This window comes from Pseudoxanthomonas suwonensis J47 (genome assembly GCF_000513955.1).
In the GTDB taxonomy this organism is placed as follows: domain Bacteria; phylum Pseudomonadota; class Gammaproteobacteria; order Xanthomonadales; family Xanthomonadaceae; genus Pseudoxanthomonas; species Pseudoxanthomonas suwonensis_C.
This window is the reverse complement of record NZ_AZUZ01000041.1, coordinates 1-16,379: the sequence shown is the minus strand read 5'-3', so window position 1 is coordinate 16,379 and position 16,379 is coordinate 1. Positions and strand designations below refer to the sequence as shown.

Annotated in this window: 20 protein-coding genes; 8 read left to right on the top strand and 12 right to left on the bottom strand. The window is 71.0% G+C overall.

The features are described 5' to 3' along the window. Window positions 1-290: hypothetical protein (locus tag M503_RS0111080; protein ID WP_028928259.1), on the bottom strand; the 290-nt coding region annotated here is incomplete at its 3' end. A gap of 186 nt (window positions 291-476) precedes the next feature. Between M503_RS0111080 and M503_RS16350 the strand changes: the two genes are divergently transcribed. After that, window positions 477-716 carry a hypothetical protein gene (locus tag M503_RS16350; RefSeq protein ID WP_037061244.1) on the top strand — a complete coding sequence of 80 codons (240 nt, stop codon included), beginning with the start codon at window positions 477-479 and terminating at the stop codon, window positions 714-716. A gap of 24 nt (window positions 717-740) precedes the next feature. On the opposite strand, the gene M503_RS16885 is transcribed toward M503_RS16350, so the two are convergent. The 4 genes from M503_RS16885 to M503_RS0111055 all read right to left on the bottom strand — a co-directional run bounded on the left by M503_RS16885 (window position 741) and on the right by M503_RS0111055 (window position 4,983). Beyond that, window positions 741-2,009, bottom strand: coding sequence for a S41 family peptidase (locus tag M503_RS16885; RefSeq protein ID WP_051414549.1), 1,269 nt, complete (start codon window positions 2,007-2,009; stop codon window positions 741-743). 81 nt (window positions 2,010-2,090) lie between these two features. Next, window positions 2,091-3,038 (bottom strand): lysylphosphatidylglycerol synthase transmembrane domain-containing protein, encoded by a 948-nt coding sequence (locus M503_RS0111065; protein ID WP_037061243.1) that lies wholly within the window; start codon window positions 3,036-3,038, stop codon window positions 2,091-2,093. Beyond that, on the bottom strand, window positions 3,035-4,231 hold the full coding sequence (gene clsB, locus M503_RS16340; RefSeq protein ID WP_037061242.1) for a cardiolipin synthase ClsB: 1,197 nt from the start codon (window positions 4,229-4,231) through the stop codon (window positions 3,035-3,037). Before clsB ends, M503_RS0111065 begins: the two co-directional genes overlap by 4 nt. Further along, entirely contained in the window at window positions 4,228-4,983 is a 756-nt protein-coding gene (locus tag M503_RS0111055) for an endonuclease/exonuclease/phosphatase family protein (protein ID WP_028919773.1), read from the bottom strand. Before M503_RS0111055 ends, clsB begins: the two co-directional genes overlap by 4 nt. Window positions 4,984-5,141: 158 nt before the next feature. On the opposite strand from M503_RS0111055, the gene M503_RS0111050 reads away from it, so the two are divergent. After that, the gene (locus M503_RS0111050; protein WP_155952045.1) at window positions 5,142-5,375 is read left to right on the top strand and encodes a hypothetical protein; all 234 of its coding nucleotides are present in this window, start codon (window positions 5,142-5,144) and stop codon (window positions 5,373-5,375) included. A gap of 9 nt (window positions 5,376-5,384) precedes the next feature. On the opposite strand, the gene M503_RS0111045 is transcribed toward M503_RS0111050, so the two are convergent. Then, a complete protein-coding gene (locus M503_RS0111045) occupies window positions 5,385-5,738 on the bottom strand; it encodes a glycine zipper 2TM domain-containing protein (protein ID WP_231472363.1) in 354 nt (117 codons plus the stop codon). A gap of 756 nt (window positions 5,739-6,494) precedes the next feature. On the opposite strand from M503_RS0111045, the gene M503_RS0111040 reads away from it, so the two are divergent. Further along, window positions 6,495-7,478 (top strand): AraC family transcriptional regulator, encoded by a 984-nt coding sequence (locus M503_RS0111040; protein WP_028919770.1) that lies wholly within the window; start codon window positions 6,495-6,497, stop codon window positions 7,476-7,478. Between the two features lie 83 nt (window positions 7,479-7,561). Here the strand turns inward: M503_RS0111040 and M503_RS0111035 are convergent, their stop codons facing one another. Both M503_RS0111035 and map read right to left on the bottom strand, forming a co-directional pair. Then, window positions 7,562-7,837: a membrane protein gene (locus M503_RS0111035; RefSeq protein ID WP_028919769.1), complete on the bottom strand. Its 276-nt coding sequence runs from the start codon at window positions 7,835-7,837 to the stop codon at window positions 7,562-7,564. Window positions 7,838-8,048: 211 nt separating this feature from the next. Then, window positions 8,049-8,795: a type I methionyl aminopeptidase gene (map, locus tag M503_RS0111030; RefSeq protein ID WP_028919768.1), complete on the bottom strand. Its 747-nt coding sequence runs from the start codon at window positions 8,793-8,795 to the stop codon at window positions 8,049-8,051. Window positions 8,796-8,950: 155 nt separating this feature from the next. On the opposite strand from map, the gene M503_RS0111025 reads away from it, so the two are divergent. The 3 genes from M503_RS0111025 (at window position 8,951) to M503_RS0111015 (ending at window position 11,645) form a co-directional block, all read left to right on the top strand. Continuing rightward, window positions 8,951-9,622, top strand: coding sequence for a Fe2+-dependent dioxygenase (locus M503_RS0111025; RefSeq protein ID WP_028919767.1), 672 nt, complete (start codon window positions 8,951-8,953; stop codon window positions 9,620-9,622). A 354-nt stretch (window positions 9,623-9,976) separates the two neighbouring features. Next, window positions 9,977-10,927 (top strand): alpha/beta fold hydrolase, encoded by a 951-nt coding sequence (locus M503_RS16335; protein WP_155952044.1) that lies wholly within the window; start codon window positions 9,977-9,979, stop codon window positions 10,925-10,927. Window positions 10,928-11,237: 310 nt separating this feature from the next. Continuing rightward, the gene (locus M503_RS0111015; protein ID WP_028919766.1) at window positions 11,238-11,645 is read left to right on the top strand and encodes an ExbD/TolR family protein; all 408 of its coding nucleotides are present in this window, start codon (window positions 11,238-11,240) and stop codon (window positions 11,643-11,645) included. 42 nt (window positions 11,646-11,687) lie between these two features. Here the strand turns inward: M503_RS0111015 and M503_RS0111010 are convergent, their stop codons facing one another. The 3 genes from M503_RS0111010 to M503_RS17475 form a co-directional block, all read right to left on the bottom strand. Continuing rightward, entirely contained in the window at window positions 11,688-11,909 is a 222-nt protein-coding gene (locus tag M503_RS0111010) for a DUF4287 domain-containing protein (protein ID WP_028919765.1), read from the bottom strand. A gap of 72 nt (window positions 11,910-11,981) precedes the next feature. After that, a complete protein-coding gene (locus M503_RS0111005; RefSeq protein WP_028919764.1) occupies window positions 11,982-12,281 on the bottom strand; it encodes a DUF3592 domain-containing protein in 300 nt (99 codons plus the stop codon). Between the two features lie 215 nt (window positions 12,282-12,496). Then, on the bottom strand, window positions 12,497-13,069 hold the full coding sequence (locus tag M503_RS17475; RefSeq protein ID WP_155952043.1) for a hypothetical protein: 573 nt from the start codon (window positions 13,067-13,069) through the stop codon (window positions 12,497-12,499). Window positions 13,070-13,589: 520 nt separating this feature from the next. Here M503_RS17475 and M503_RS0110995 point away from each other — a divergent pair. Together M503_RS0110995 and M503_RS0110990 are read left to right on the top strand one after the other, a co-directional pair. Then, window positions 13,590-14,582, top strand: a complete 993-nt coding sequence (locus tag M503_RS0110995) for a hypothetical protein (RefSeq protein WP_155952042.1) — start codon at window positions 13,590-13,592, stop codon at window positions 14,580-14,582. After that, entirely contained in the window at window positions 14,579-14,920 is a 342-nt protein-coding gene (locus M503_RS0110990) for a hypothetical protein (RefSeq protein ID WP_028919761.1), read from the top strand. The genes M503_RS0110995 and M503_RS0110990 overlap by 4 nt, the downstream gene beginning before the upstream one ends. Before the next feature lie 232 nt (window positions 14,921-15,152). Here the strand turns inward: M503_RS0110990 and M503_RS16330 are convergent, their stop codons facing one another. Continuing rightward, a complete protein-coding gene (locus tag M503_RS16330; RefSeq protein WP_037061239.1) occupies window positions 15,153-16,178 on the bottom strand; it encodes an alpha/beta hydrolase in 1,026 nt (341 codons plus the stop codon). Between the last annotated feature and the right edge of the window lie 201 nt (window positions 16,179-16,379).

Below are 16,379 nucleotides of genomic sequence, written 5' to 3'. Positions count from 1 at the left end.
TGCTTGCCCCAGCTGATCCACTGGATCATCCGCGGCTCGGCCGCGCCGCTGCGCCAGAAGCCGGCGTCGGTCTGGCGCGACAGCCGGCAGGCGATGGCGTCGGCCTCCCACAGGCTGCCGCCGGGATAGACCAGGATCGGCAGGCGCAGGCTCGGGTTGAGCGGGCGGTAGCGTTCGGCCTGGCCGGGTGCGAACGGCGCGGCGAACTCGAACTCCACCGCGGCGCCTACATGGCGCGCGGTGGCCACCGCCAGGCGGGGATTGGGGTTGCGGCTGAAGAGCAGCTTCATGGCGGACTCCAGGGGCATCGACTCGACTCGGCGACGGCCGTGCGGGCCAGGTTTCGACACCGTCTCCTCGCCTGCCCGTGCGCAACCCCATGCGGCCTTGAACACTGCATTGACCGCCGGGTCACGTCCGCCTCACCGCCGCCGCTCCACGCTGCGCATCCGCACTCCCCCAACGAGGAACGCACGATGAGACTGCTGAAGACCGCCGCGGTTGGCGCCCTGGCCTGGTACGCATGGCGCGCCTGGCAGCGCCGCAACACCGGCGCCACGTTCGCCACCGGCCGCGCCCGCGAGGACACCGGCACCACCACCGCGCCGCATGGCGACCCGACCTTCCCGCGCGCCGCGCCCGACCTGACGGGGCCGGAGCTGGGCGAACCGGCCCACGCCGGCGCGCAGTCCAGCCGCGGCCTCGGCGAGGCCTGACGCCGGCGGTGCCGGCCGGGCGCCTCAGGGCGCCCCGGCCGCCCCGCGCTGGTAGCGCGACTGCTGGCCGTCGGCGAACAGCATGTTCACCGCCACCGCCGTCGCGCCATCGCGTTCGAAGCGCACGCGGCGGCTCGGGTCGCCTTCGACGAAGAACAGGTCGCCGCCCAGCGGCCGCAGGCGCAGCGGCGGGCGACGGGCCTGGCGCAGTTCCAGGGCGCCGCCGTTCGCATCGATCCGGACCACGCCGTATTCGCCGGACAGCGCCGCCAGCGTGGCCGCGTCCGGGTCGGGCGCATCGGCCCGCAGTGCCTCCAGCGCCCATTTCGCCGGCGTGCCGGCACCCTTCGCGACCAGGGCTTCCAGCGCCAGCGCATGCGCGGCCGGCAGCGCCGCTGCTGCGCCCACCGCCACGTCCGGCAGCACACCCTCGCCTTCCCAGTTCTTCCCCGTGATCGGGCTGACCGGCGAGCCGGTGGAAACAAACACGCTGAAGCCATCGTCCAGGCCGAACGGGCGGCCGGGGTTGGCCGCGCCGCCGGTGCGCTCGCCAACGATCGTGGCGCGCCTGGCGTTCTTGAGCGTGTAGCTGAAGGCCTCGGCCGCCGAGCCGGTGCGCCCGCTGGTGAGGATGTACAGCGGCAGGTCCAGGCGCGGCGCCGGATGGTTCAGCTCCGGCGCTTCCGAGGCGCCGCCCTCGCGCCAGCGGAAGGTGTTGTAGATGTCCGCACCAGGCGCGACGAAGGCGCTGGACAGGTAGCCGACCATCGCCGGCGAGCCGCCGCCGTTGTCGCGCACGTCCACCAGCAGCGCGTCGACCGAGCCGAGCACCTGCAGCGCCGCGTCGATGGCCTTGCGCGCCGGCGCGTCCGCCTCGTCCCAGTCGAAGTCGGCGAAGTAGCGCAGGTCCAGGTAGCCGACGTTGCCCGGCAGCAGTTCCACGCGGCGGATGCCGAAGCCGGTGGCCGCCGGATCCGGCAGCGCGCGCGGCGGGCCGGATTCGCCGCCGCGGGTGGCCGGGTCGGTCCAGCGCACGTTGAAGTGGCGGTCCTGGGCCTTCAGCCGCGAGGTCAGCGCGGTGGCCAGGTCCAACGGTGCCTGGTGGCGGTCGAACTCGCCGCGGCCAGCGGCCTGGCGCAGGCCGTCGGCGATCGCGCTGCCGCGCGCGGCGTCGAAGTATTCGCGTTCGATCGTTTCGGCCACCTGCGTGGCCACCTCGCGCGGCGTGGCTGCTTGCAGCGGCAGGGACGACAGGCAGGCGACGGCGAGCAGGCACAGGGCGGCACGGATCACGGGGAGTCCTCGGGCTCGGGGTTTCCGGATCATCCGCCCCCTTGGCGCAGCCCCGCAGTGCGGGAAGTCACCCGCGGCCGTTCAGGGATACGTCGCAGCCTGCCCCGGCGCCTTCCGCGCCTCCAGCAGCAGGTAACCCAGCACCGCCCAACCCAGCGGCAGCAGGTAATACAGGCCGCGCAGCGCCAGCAGCGCGGCGATCACTGGCTCGCGCCCCAGGGTGGCGGCGAAGGCGTGCAGGAACACCCATTCCCAGGCGCCCAGGCCTGCCGGCGTATGCAGGAGGATGCCCGCCATCGCCGCCACCAGCACCACCACCAGCACCCGCGCATAGGCGACCTCGCCGGGCAGCAGCAGCCACGCCAGTGCGGCGAGGCTGGCCCAGTTGAGCGAGGACAGCAGCAGCTGCATCAGCGCCATGCGCGCCCGCGGCATGGTGAAACCTTGTCCACGCAGCTGGAACCGCCTCCCTGGCCAGCGTGCGCAGGCCAGCAGGTAGGCCAGCGCCGCCGCAAGCATCGCCACGCCCAGCGCGCGCCACGCCGGTTCCGCGCCGGCGGCGCCCGGCAGCGGCACCTGCCCCAGCAGCAGCGCGGTGCCAGCCAGCACGCAGTAGCCCAGCCAGTTGGTCACCACCGCGAACAGCGCCAGGCGCGCGACCTTCGCTGCACCCAGTCCGACGCGCCGGTACAGGCGCAGGCGCATGCCGCCGCCCCCGACCAGCGCGCCGAGGTTGAGCGCGAAGGCATAGCTGACCAGGCCGATCGCGACGGTGCGCGGCACCGGCACGCCATGCGCGACCTGGCGGCGCGAAAGCAGTTCGTAGCCGGCGTAGAGCGCGTAGCTGGTGGCGACCAGGCCGAGCGCCGCGGCCAGCTTCGCCGGGCCGTAGCCACGCAGCGCCTCCGCCACCGCGGCCCAGTCCGTGCCGCGCGCCTGTCGCACCAGCAGCACCGCCACCACGACCAGCACCGCCAGCACCAGCACGCGGCCGGCGCGCTTCTGCCAGCGATGCGGATGCCGGCTCATCCGCGCGCGTCCTGGGCCGGCCGCGGTTCCGCCTGCTCCGGCGCGACCAGGGTCACCACCCGCGGCGTGTGCGCCGGCAGCAGGCCGGCCCAGGCCGGGAAGCGGCGCAGCACGTGGTACAGCAGCGCGTTCGGGATCGGCCAGCGCGCCCGCGCCACCGGCGTTCCGGCGGTGACCGGTCGGCAGTGGTCGCGCCACAGCCGTTCCAGCCGCGAACGCAGTTCGGCGGCGAACGCGCGGTCGCGCACCAGCAGGTTGGCTTCCAGGTTGAGCGACAGGCTCAGCGGATCGAGGTTGCTCGAACCGACCGTGGCCCACTCGCCATCAATGACCGCGACCTTGCCGTGGAACGGACGCGTGCAGTACTCGTGGATCTCCACGCCGTCGGCGACCAGGTGCCGGTACAAGGTGCGCGCGGCGATCATCGCCATTTTCGTGTCCGGCTCGCCCTGCAGGACCAGCCGCACCTTCACCCCGCGCCGGGCGGCGTGGCGCAGGTCGCGCAGGAAGCCGTAGCCCGGGAAGAAGTAGGCGTTGGCGATCACGATCTCCTCGCGCGCGGCGCGGATCGCGGCGCGGTACGCCTGTTCGATGTCGGTGCTGTGGCGCTGGTTGTCGCGCAGCAGGAACGCAACCTGCGCCGTCCCCGCGTGCGGCAGCCCGCCGGCACCGCGCAGCGGCGCATCGACGCCGTCGCGCACGAAGCGGTGGATGCGCGCCACCACCGGACCTTCCACCTCCACCGCATAGTCCTGCTTGGACTCCGGCCCGGAGCGGCGCAGGTGGTCGACCGAGTAGTTGATCCCGCCGACGAAGGCGACGCGCCCGTCCACCACCAGCAGCTTGCGGTGCATGCGCCGGAACACGTGCAGGCGCACGCCCAGCAGGGGCCGGTGCGGGTCGAAGGTGCGCAGCACCACGCCGGCGTCGGCCAGCCCGCGCAGGAAACCTTCGGAGAACGCCGGCGAACCATACCCGTCCACCAGCACCTGTACCCTCACCCCGCGTCGCGCCGCCGCGACCAGGCGTGCGTGCAGGGCCATGCCGACCTCGTCCTCGAACAGGATGAAGGTCTCCAGCAGGACTTCCTCCCGTGCCGCCTCGATCGCCGCGAAGGCGCGCGCGTAGAACGCCTCGCCGTTCTCCAGCAGGCGCAGGCGGTGCCCGGGCAGCCATTGCGCCGCGGCGCTCATGCCGCGCCCTCCCCGGACAGGCGCGCGTACAGCGGCAGGTGGTCGGACAGCCGCGACCAGGGCGCCCCGCGCGGCATCGCCACCTCGTGGATGCGCAGGCCGCGCACGTAGACCCGGTCCAGCGGCAGCAGCGGCCAGCGCGCCGGGAAGCTGCGCGCCAGCCGGCCGCGGTGCTGCTCGAAGGCCTCGACCAGGCCGCAGCGACGCATCCGCGCATGGCCGGCGGCCCGCCAGTCGTTGAAGTCGCCGGCCACCACCACCGGCGCGTCGGTCGGCACCCGCTGCTCCAGCTCGGCGCACAACAGGTCCATCTGCCGCCGGCGGTGGCCTTCGCGCAGGCCCAGGTGCACGCAGATCGCGTGCAGGTGCTGCGGGTTCCCGGGCAGTTCCAGCTCGCAATGCAGCAGGCCGCGGTTCTCATGGCCCGCCACCGACACGTCGTGGTTCTGGTAACGGACGATCGGCAGCCGCGACAGCAGCGCGTTGCCGTGGTGGCCGTGCGGATAGACCGCGTTGCGGCCGTAGGCGAACTGCGGCCACAGCGAGTCGGCGAGGTATTCGTAGTGCGGGGCCGCGGGCCAGTCCTGCCAGCGCCTGGCGTGGTGGGCGTGGCCGCCGATCACTTCCTGCAGGAACACGATGTCGGCGCCCACCGTGCGGATCGCCTCGCGCAGCTGCGGCAGTACGAAGCGCCGCTGCAGCATGTCGAAGCCCATGTGGATGTTGGCGGTCAGCACGGCGACGCCCGGCAGCGGCGGCGCGGCACTGTCCGCGGACGGCGTGGACCTGGCGGGGGAAGCGGCGGCGGACGCCACGTCAGGCGGGCGACCGCGGTGCCGGGCGGATCACGGGCATCGGGCGGTCCGGTTGCGGGGGGAGCCCAGCCTGCCGCGTTGCCGATGAACCGGCCGTGGAAGCAGACCGCCCGTTCGCCGCTGCTGGCGCACGACGGCGCTTCCGGCACATGCCCGCGGGCGCCAGGCTGGAGTTCGTCGGCATCGCCCGGCCGATGGAGCGGGCGGAGAGCGCCGACGGCGGGCCGATCCACTACCGGGTCCGCCACCGCACCCCGCTGTGGCGGCCGGGCGAGGCGCCGACCCTCGCGCTGGAAGTGCGCGAGGGCGACGCCCGCTTCTGCGTCTGACCTGCAGGGTCAGCGCCAGACCCGCTCGCAGCGGGTCTCTACCACGCGATCGCCGCGCGCTTCCTGGCGGTCGCCCTGGACCTTGCGGCCGATCGCGCCGCCGGCGACCGCGCCGCCGACCGTGGCCAGCTTCTTGCCCTTGCCGCCACCGACCTGGTTGCCGAGCAGGCCGCCGATCACCGCGCCGGTGGCGGTACCGGCGATCCGGTTCGGGTCGCCGGAAGAACGCTCGACCTCGACCTTCTCGCAGACCACGCGGCTGCCGTCGCTGAAGCGGCGGCCTTCGTCCTCCGGTCCGTAGCGCGTCTGCGCGTTTGCGGCGGCGACGCCGAGCAGCAGCGGCGCAGCGACGAGGATCGACATGCGGCGGGAGATGTTCATGCGGGTCTCCGTTCTCGTGGACAGGTCCGCAGGCTTCCGCATCGGCGGACAAGCACCCGTGAAAAACCGCGCGGCCGGAAGGGCCCGGTTCACCAGCCTGAAGCTTTCGTCAGCGCGCGAGTGGCTGCGGCAACAGCATCGGTATCTCGCGCGGGCAGCGCCGTCAGTCTTCGCCGCATCGCCAGCACGCGCTCCTCGAGGAACCTCGCTGCGCCACTTCCCGCACCTGCGGCATCGACCGGCACTGCCAGACAGCAGGACAGGGTGCTGCGTTCGATCGACGGCGGCACCAGCCTGGTGCACCGCCGCCCGGAGACAGGGCAGGCATGACGCTGTGCTGAACGGCGCACGCCCTCAGCAAACGGGGATTCACGAGCAGTGGCGAGACTATCGGTCGCGAAATGCCGGCATCGATCACTTCCGGTACGGCGAAGCCCATCACAAAACCGACCGCGTACAGGAAAGTTATAGGGAAAACGAGGCTACACAGGGCACCATAGGCGCGCACCTACAAACGCAACATTGCCGATCCATCCACTCCGGAGGGGACGCCAGTGTCATGAGACGTTGCGCACGCGCCCATCTCCGGAACGCCCCGATCGTTGCCTGCGATGCCGCGACTGCAGCCTGCGCCCTTGCCCGTGCGCGGCGTGTCCGATGGCCGCTGCAGCCCGCGTTTCCAGGAAGCCCCCACTGCGGTAACTCGCCGGATGACCCGTATTAGATGACCCGTATTAGATGAGCGTCGATGTCCTCTCCGACGTGTTGCAGCAAGTCAGGCTCGACGGCGCGGTGCTGTTCCGCGCCACCTTCCACGCGCCCTGGTGCATCGCCACGCGCGCAGGCGCGGAGATCGCCGCGTCGCTCGGCCATCCGCACCTGCAGGGGGTGTACTTCCATGTCGTGACCCAGGGCCGGGTGTGGGCGCAGACCGCCGGCACGGAGGGCGTGTGGGTCGAGGCCGGCCAGGCATTGGTGCTGCCGCATGGCGCGGCGCACGTGCTCGGCGACGAGCCGGGCCTCTCGCCGATTCCGCACGAAGTACTGTGGGGCGACCTGCCGGCCAACGAGCTGCGCGACGTGGCCTGGGTGGCCGACGGCGAGCGCGCGCGCCTGCTGTGCGGCTTCCTGGTGTGCCAGCGCGAGGCGTTCGCTCCGCTGTTCGCGACGCTGCCGCCGATGTTCCGCGTGCACATGGGTGCGCACGAGGACGAGCCGGCGCTGGACCCTCTGCTGGCCTACGCCGAACACGAGATCGTGGCGCCGCGCGTGGGCGGCGGCGAACTGCGCCTGCGCATGGCCGAGCTGATCTTCGTCGAGGCGCTGCGTCGCTACATGAATGCCCTGCCGGAGGATGAAACCGGCTGGCTTGCCGGGCTGCGCGATCCGCTGGTCGGCCGCGCCCTGGCGCTGATGCACAGCGCGCCGGAACGCGACTGGGACGTGGAGACGCTGGCCCGCGAGACCGCCTCCTCGCGCACCCAGCTGGGCGAGCGCTTCCGCCGCGTGCTGGGCGAGCCGCCGATGCAGTACCTGACGCGCTGGCGCATGTACCTGGCCGCGCGCCGCCTGCGCGAAAGCGGCGACAGCATCGCCCGCGTGGCCGAGTCGGTGGGCTACGAATCGACCGCCGCGTTCCAGCGCGCGTTCAAGCGGCAGATGGGCGAGACGCCGGCGCGGGTGCGCGCGCAGGCGCGGGGGCGGCCGCTGCAGGAGGAGTGAGGCGCGGCGCTTCGCGGTCGCGCTTCGGCCGCGAGCGGGGGACCGGGGTGCGTGGCTACCGGCCACGCGCACCCCCGCGAGACCTAGCGGGTTTCCTTTGCCGCCGTCTTCCGCCGCTTGCGCCAGTGGATCCACTGGCCGACCAGCGCGGTCACCAGGATGCAGCTGTTGGTGACCACGAACACCGTGTTGCCGACCATCACCGAATAGACCACGAACAGCACCGACGCCGTCGCCTGGCCGATGAACAGCCAGGTCGACACGCCTTCGCTGTTGGCGTCCTTCGCCTGCTTGACGATCTGCCGCACCAGCGTGGCCAGCAGGATCAGCGAAGCGGCCCATCCGACCAGGTCGTCCATGCGTTCCTCGTCGCCTCGACATCGCGCCCCGCCATGACGGCGGCATGCGTCGAACATACGAAGAGGCGGATCGGCGCGCCGTGAGGGCTGCCGCTGTCCCCCTCTCCCACCGGGAGAGGGGCTGGGGGTGAGGGTCGGGATCCCTCGCCACGCCGGTACACCGACCCTCTCCCCAACCCCTCTCCCGACGGGAGAGGGGCCAGAGCACGGCTCAGTGCAGCGTCACCACGATCGGCGCGTCGCGGGTGATGACCATGGTGTGCTCGAACTGCGCCGAGCGGTTGCCGGTGCCGGCCAGCAGGGTCCAGCCGTCGGCGCCCTCCTCGACCATGCGGCTGCGGGTCGAGATGAAGGGCTCGATGGTGATGACCATGCCCTCGTGCAGGACGCGGGTATCGGTGGGGTCGTAGTAGCCGGCGATGTGGCCCGGATCCTCGTGCAGGCCGCGGCCCACGCCGTGGCTGCCCAGGTTCTCGATCACGCGGAACCCGAAGCGGCGGGCGGTGGACTCGATCGCCGCGCCGATGCCGTTCAGAGGCTGGCCGGCACGCGCCACCTTCATCGCCTCGGCCAGCGCGGTGCGCGCGGCGTGGCACAGGCGCACGTCGCGCGGCGCCGCCTTTGGCAGCACGCGGGTGCCGCCGGTGTCGGCGTAATAGCCGTCCAGCTCGGCGGACACGTCGACGTTGATCACGTCGCCCGGTTTCAGTACGCGGCTGCCGGGGATGCCGTGCGCGGCTTCCTCGTTGATGCTGATGCAGGTCGCACCGGGGAAGTTGTAGACCAGGCGCGGCGCCGAACGCGCGCCGGCCTCGGCCAGCATGCGTTCGCCGATGGCATCCAGTTCGGCGGTAGTCATGCCGGGCCTGGCGGTGGCCAGCATCGTTTCGCGCACTCGCGCGACGAGGCCGCCGACGCGCTGCAGGGCCTCGATGTCGGAAGGATGTTCGATGGTCATGCGCCCGAGTCTAGCGGGTCGGCGGCGCGCGGCCGAGCCCCTGGCGTCACGATGACCGGCGGCGCCCGCCTTCGTCACCCCGCGGTTTGTTCCGGTGGCCGCACCGCCTACACTTGTCCGCGGGGAAAGCAGTACGCGGCATAGGGGTATGCCTGATGATCCTGACACTTCCGAACCTGGTCACGCCCAAGGAACTGGCGCTCATCCGCCAGAAGGTCGCCGCCGTGCCGTTCACCGATGGTCGCGTGACCGCCGGGGAGATGCTGCACAAGGTCAAGAACAACCAGCAGATCCCGCCCGGGCATCCGGTGATGAAGGACATCACCCAGGTGGTGATGCAGGCGCTGGGCCGCTGCGACCCGTTCATGAGCATCGCCCAGCCGCGGCGACTGGCGGCGATGCTGGTCAGCCGCTACGAGCCGGGCATGACCTACGGCCTGCACGTGGACGCGCCGATCATGGGCGAGCCCAACCATGTGCGCAGCGACGTGTCGTTCACCCTGTTCCTCAGCGATCCGGACAGCTACGAGGGCGGCGAGCTGGCCTTCGACAACGGCAGCGGCGAACAGGCGTTCAAGCTGCCCGCCGGCTCCGCGATCTGCTACCCGACCGGCCAGCTGCACCGGGTGCGCCCGGTCGAACGCGGCGAACGGCTGGCAGTGGTCGGCTGGGTGCAGAGCCTGGTGCGCGAACCGGCGGTGCGCGAACTGCTGCACGACATCTCCGAGGCGCGCGAACTGATCTCGGGGCTGGAAGGCACCGAGCGCGCGGTGGCCCTGCTCACCAAGTCGTACTCGAACCTGCTACGGCGTAACGCCGAGCCGTGACTGGGGGCGCGCGTGCGCGCCTTCCGGCACCAGGCGGTGCCGCCGCCGAATGCCGTAGTCCTTCGCCCTCGCAACCACCAGTGGCACGTGCTGCGGCCGGGCGGATGCGGCCGGCGCGCGGAGCGAGCCCTGCTGGAACGGATCGCCGCCCTGACCGCAGCAGGTCATGCGCCGCGGGCTGCCCAGGCATGACGATCCATGCACTGGCCGGCAGCTGCAGGCGGTGCCGTGGTCCGGCGTGCCCCGGCGTCCGATACCGGAACTGTTATCGCGGCCACCGTGTTTGTCCATGGGTTCGCGCGCGCCGCGATGGCACGCTTGCAGGCTCCGATCCCGGCCAGATGGATGTCCATGATGAGCTTCCGCCCGTTCCGTCCGATCACCCTGCTCCTGGGGCTGCTGTTCCTGCTGGCGAGCGCCGCGCACGCCGCGCCGGCCACGTCGAAGCAGACCTTCGTCCTCGTCCACGGCGCCACTGCCGGCGCCTGGGAATGGAAGCGCACCGGCCAGTTCCTCAGCGACGACGGGCACATCGTCTATCGCGCGACCCTTACCGGCCTGGGCGAGCGCGAACACCTCAACAGTCCCGACATCGACCTGCAGACCCACATCAACGACGTGGTCAACCTGATCCTGTTCGAGGACCTGCACGACGTCGTGCTTACCGGGCACAGCTACGGCGGCATGGTCGTCACCGGGGTGATGGACCGCATCCCCGAGCGCATCCGCCACGTGGTGTTCCTCGACGCGGCCGTGCCTGATGACGGGCAGTCGCTGTGGGACCTGTTCGGCAGCCGCGGCCCACTGCCGGCCGACCGCTTCAAGGACGGCTTCATGCAGGTGCCGTGGGTGAAGCCCGGCGACAAGCCTCCGTACAGCGTCAAGCACTCGATCAAGTGCTTCGAGCAGCCGGTGTCGTACCGGAACCCGGCCGCGCTGGCGCTGCCGGTGACCTATGTGGCCTTCGTGCCGGAAGGCCAGGACGCCCAAGAGCGCGCGAAGACCGACAGGAGCTGGCAGAACGCCGAAAAGCGCGGCTGGACCATCCGCACCTTCCCCGGCGGCCACGTCGCCCAGCAGGAAGACCCGCGCGGCGTCGCCACCCTGATCGAAGAGTCGGTCAACGACCGCAACCGCCCGGCCAACTGGCCCCCCTCTCCTCCGGGAGAGGGGCCGGGGGAGAGGGCCGGAGCACCTTCGCCCCACCCGGTCGCATCCCTCCAACACCCCCTCTCCCCACGTGAGAGGGCTCACGTAGCCCGGATAAGCGAAGCGCATCCGGGACGAAAGGCGGCAGGCGCATGACAGGTATGCGCAGCCCTCCCCCGGATGGGGCCTCCGGCCTTATCCGGGCTACAGCCCTACCCCCCTCTCCCTCCGGGAGAGGGGTTGGGGGGAGAGGGTCGGCAGACCTGCGCCTTACCGGATCAACACGCCCCAGCCCCTCTTCGGAGAGAGGAGAGATATCGGACCCTTCGGGCGCCTCGGATTACGGCCCTCTCCCCCAACCCCTCCCCCGGGGGGGGGAGGGGAGTCGATGCCGGGCTCTTCCCGCCCCACCCCGCCAGGCGTAACGTCGACCACGGGGCAACCGGCCCCGCTGCTGGAGCGGACCATGGCGTTCAGTACCGCAGGAAGAACCGGACCGCTGGCCGATATCAACGTCACTCCGCTGGTCGACGTGATGCTCGTCCTGCTGATCATCTTCATCGTCACCGCGCCGATCGTGACGCGGCCGATCCCGCTGCAGTTGAAGCAGCCGACCGACAGGCCGCTCGTGCAGCCGGAGCCACCCCCGTCGATCGCGCTGCGCCTGGACGCGTCCAACCAGCTCAGCTGGAACGGCACGCCGATCGCGATGGCCGAACTGCTGCCGCGCATGCAGGAACAGGCGAGCGAACACGCCGGCAACCTGCCGGAGCTGCGCATCGCCACCGACGAAGGCGCCGAGTACGAAGGCCTGGTGAAAATCCTGGCCGCCGCCGAAGCCACCGGCCTGCAGCGGGTGGCGTTCGAGCGCTGACGCCAGAGCCGCCCTCGCGGCGGCCGTGCCACGCGGCGCGCCTCAGGCAGGCGCGCCGCCATGGTTGCGGTGGTAGGCCACGAGCGCGTTCGGGTGGCCATGGCCCAGCGCGTGTTCGGACTTGAGGAAGGCGACCTGTTCGCCATGCTTCCGGCCGGCCACGCCATCGAGCAGCGCGAACCAGTGCGCGACCGGCTTGCCGTAGGTCTTCTCGATCGACGGGAAATAGGAGGCGGGACCTTTCACTTTCTCGACGCTGGCCATGGCGGCTCTCCAGGGTGGATTCGTGGAGGCGACGCGCGACGACTGCGCGGATCGACATCCCGCCGTGGGGCCTCAGATGCCGAAGTGGAGGAAGTAGAGCGCCGGCGGCACCAGCGCCAGGGCGAGCAGGACGGCGATTCCACCCCACCCAGGCCGCACCAGGTACGAGCGGTGGGGTTTGCGGGGGTGATGGATGACCCGGACCTTGTCGCCCATGCGGCGGATGCCGCAGGCCTGCAGGTCGAGCACGCCGCGGCCGATGCCCGACGCGATCATCGGCCACGCCGACAGCCGGTGCCCGCGGTAATGCGTGCCGTCGACGACATAGCCATACCCGACCTCATACCGCCAGGTCTGCTCGCTGGCGACCATTGCCGTCCCGAACGGCACCTGGCCAGCCTCGTATACAGCTCGCCGGGCACCTCGGGCCAGCGGCGGATGCGCATGAGGCGCACGGCGCCGAAACCGCAGGTGAAAAAGGCGTACAGGCAGATCCAGAACAGCCAGCCCTGGCGGTCGCCTGCCGCCGCCGCGGTAGCCATGTCGATCGGGTAATCCAGCATCCGCCCCCCCCTGCGGACTGTCTCTCAGGTCGTGACGTCGAACACCCAGTCGCGGCGGACGCCGTCGATCACGGCATGGCCGCGCGCGCGCAGGCGCACCCTGTCGTCGTCCACTTCCAGCAGCTCCACGCCGTGGGTGGAACCGGTGCGGCTGATGTTGTCGGTATGGGTGGGACCGACGATGCATGAAGCGGTCACCGACAGGTAGCTGACCCCGCCGGAGCGGAAGCTGCCGTCGGGCAGGATGTCGATGATCACGTGCGGATAGCGCTCGCCGAAACCGGCCGCGGTGCGGGTAAGCAGCAGCAGCTCGGGCATCGGATGGTTGCGGATCCGCTCCTGCTCTTCCGGATCCAGCACGTCCGGCGTCAGCAGCAGGCGGATCTTGCCGTCGAAGTCGGGCAGCCGCAGGGCGTGCCTGAAAGTGACCGTGGTGTTGCCAACCGAGTAATGCGCGTGGCCCCATCCACCCTGGCGGGCGGCAGGTGCATTTGCGGGGGATGCGTCTGCTTTCGCGATGGCATCGGCGGGGGATGCCAGGTTTCCGCCACTGCAGGCGGACAACGACAGGACAGCAACAACCAGTAGCAGACGCATGGTTCCTCCGTGGACCAACCTCTCCTGAAGTCCCCGCAGGGACGAAGCATCTTCCCGCACCGCACGCGGGTCGGACAAGACGGGGGTGTGCAGTGCGGGCGGGCCTGGATGCGCACCCGCGGGACTCCGGGGTGGTTGCACCGGAAACTTCGGCGGATGGCGCCGGACCCGGTCGGCCTTGTCGCAACCATAGCCCGCCCCGCCGTGATGCCCATGTGCCGGACGTTGGCGAGCGGTGGACATGGTGCGGCCCGAGGCCTGTCCGCTCGTCGGCCTCGCGCCCCGCGCCGCCAATTGAGACTGGTCCGGCCCCGCACAGGCGCACGGGCCGGCTAGGATTCGCCGGCGGTCGCTTCAATCGCAGCAGGCGGGTCCGGCCGGGACCCCGGCATCGTTGGACACCCGTGCCTGCTGCGCCATCCGTCCGCACCTTGGCATCGGGCGCACCGGACTTGCCAGCCCCATGCCAGGCGGACTTCCAGCCCAACCGGGCACGTTCCGCGACAGAGGGGGTGAAAGGATGTCACGCACGCTGATCGTCGTTCTGCTGGTCTTCCTTTCGGGGTGTACTTCGGTGCCCCGCGAGGAAGCATTGAAGCTCAGTACCGCTGGACAGAAGGCGGCCGAAGCCAGCCAGGCCTCGCTGGTCGACCTGGCCAATGAAGTCGGTGGAGTCACCGAGCGCAACCTGGTGCGTTTCTCGGTGGTGAAGTGCAAGGCGCAGAAGAGCCCCTCCACGCCTTGCGAGATCAGCACGGCGCCGGACGAATCGGTCACGCAGAACGAAAAGCTGGCCGGGGTGATCTCGCTGCGGGCCCGTGCGCTCATGCAGCTGCATTCGGCTTACGGCGCCTTCGCCGATGAGGCGAAGTACGACGCCCAGGGCGACATCGACGAATCGCTGGGAAAGCTCACCGACAGCGTCAACGCACTCGCCGGCGCGATGGCGACGCTGACCGGCGGAAGCACGGCGGCGGTGATCCCCGTCATGAAGATCGCGCAGAAGGCGGCCGGCGAATCGGCCAAGGCCGCACAGAAGCGCCGCCTGCTGGAAGCCAGCCGGGCGCTGCAGGCCATCGACCGGAAACTGCTGGAACTGCTGCGCGAGGAATCGGCGGTCTACGGGAACATCAGCGAGACGCTGCTCAGCAACCGCCTGCAGGTGGCCGATGCGCTGCTGGCAGCCGGCATCCTCGATCCAAGGCCGCTGGTGACCGACTTCGCCGCCCGCAACCGGATGGGCGCGCTGGCCGACATCAAGGCCAACGATCCCAGCGTCGTCGCCGCGGCGCGGACGATCCACGCGCACCAGGCCCGCCGCTCGGCCGCCGCGACACGCGCCGCCTACGCGTCGAACATCAAGGCCTTCGAGGAACTCATCGAGCAGCACGATGCCTTCCAGGCCGGCCAGCCGGTATCGCTGGACGGCATCGCCCAGGCCCTCGGCGAGATCCGGTTGTGGGCCGAACTGCTGAAGGAACTGGATGACCAGGGCGAGGAGAAGCAGCCATGACCAGCCGCCAGAAGAAGCTGGATGAGTTCGCACGCGCGTGGGTGGACGCCGACCGCAACTACTCGGCCGATGTCGCCGCCGCCGAAGGCAATGCGCCGCTGCTGCAGAAGATCGAAGCCAACTGGTGGCGGCACCAGGCCAACTGGTCGATGGCCGCCACCGCCGCGCTGGAAGCGAACAACGAGAAGATCCAGGCGATCTTCGACGAGGCCAAGGCTGCCAACGACGCGATCAAGGAAGCACGCGAGAAGGCCGAGGGCATCGCGAAGATCGTCCGCTCCTCGTCCGCGGCGGCCTCCGCCTTGTCCAAACTGCTGGAGGCCCTCGCCAAGGCGTGAGGCCGGACCGGGCGGCGCGCCTGGGTGTGGCGCGCCGCTCCGGGAACGGAGTCGGGGACGGGGTCAGGTTTACTTACGGGCGAACTGCTCAGGCCCCAGCCCGCGTGTATGTAGTCGATACGGATCTCCTCCAGACCGGAGAGGTCGACGCGAGGCGGGGACTCCTGCGCGTCGTCGCAGCATCCGAGGAGGCCGGCGGCCAGGATCGTCGCGCAGGCAACAGGCCAGGGCCTCACGGAAGTGAACCCGACCCCGTTCTCGCCCTCGGTTCCGACACGAGCACGCTGGCCACCGCCTCGGCCACCGCTTCCGGCGCGTCCAGCTGCACGTCGTGCGAGCTGTCCGGGACCTCCACACGTCGCCCGTTGCGGGAAGCCGCGGCCAAGCGGGCCTGGGTCTGTTCGCGGGTGGCCTGCAGTACTTTGGCGACTTCGGGCGGTACGCCCGGCATCTCGGCGGCCGGGGCCGCGACGACCACCAGCGGCAGGTCGCCATAGGACTCTGTCTCCGGCACCGGCGAGGCGAAGATGGTGGTGTTGGCGTCCAGTTCCGAGCGCAGCGTGCGCCAGTAGGCAGGCTTGAGCTTGTAGGCACGCGTGGCCGCGGCGACCGCCGCGCTCTGCCACGGCGGTGCGGCGCGCAGGCAGGACGCCAGCGGGCCTTCGCCGGCATCCAGCGTGCCCGCCTCGGCTGCGGCCAGGCAGGCATCCAGGAAGGCGTTGCGCTGCGCGCGCCCTGCCTCGGCCTGCTGCTTCCAGTCCGCGGGCAGCTGCGCCTCGGCCCCCTGCTCGGGCGGATCGACCAGCACCAGCGCTGCCACGTCCTGCGGATGCTGCTGCGCGTAGGCGCGCACGATATTGCTGCCCAGCGAATGCCCGACCAGCACCAGCGGCTTCGGCAGTTCGGCCGCCTCGACAAGCGCGGCGAGGTCGGCGACATCGGCCTCGAGGTTGCGCGGAAGCGGCCCTTCATCGCTGAAGCCATAGCCGGCACGGTCATAGGCGCACACGCGCGCCTGTGGCCCCAGCAGCGATTGCACCCGGAACCAGGTCGCCGAATCGGCATTGCCACCGGCTTCCAGCAGCACGGTCCGTGGGCCTTCGCCGCTGCAGCGCAGGTTCAAGGCACGGCCCGGCGCGATAGTGACGCGCTCGCCTGCGGCGGCGTACGTGTCGGGCGTCTGCTGCGGCACTTCCGCCAGCACTGGCGCGGAAAGCACGGTGGCGGAAAGGAGCGCGACGCATGCGATCGACTTCATCCAGGATCTCCTTGCGGCGAAACGGGGTCAGGTTGGAGCGACCCCGGTTCTTCGGACAGTGGACTGAATCGCCGCGGCTTCTCCGGAGGCCATTTCGTTTGAGTCACGCCGCCATGGCGTGACCCGGGTTGCCGGCGTAGAACGCCGCCTCGGCTTCCGCCGGGGGTATGTTGCCGATCGACCCCAGCAGTCGTCGGTGGT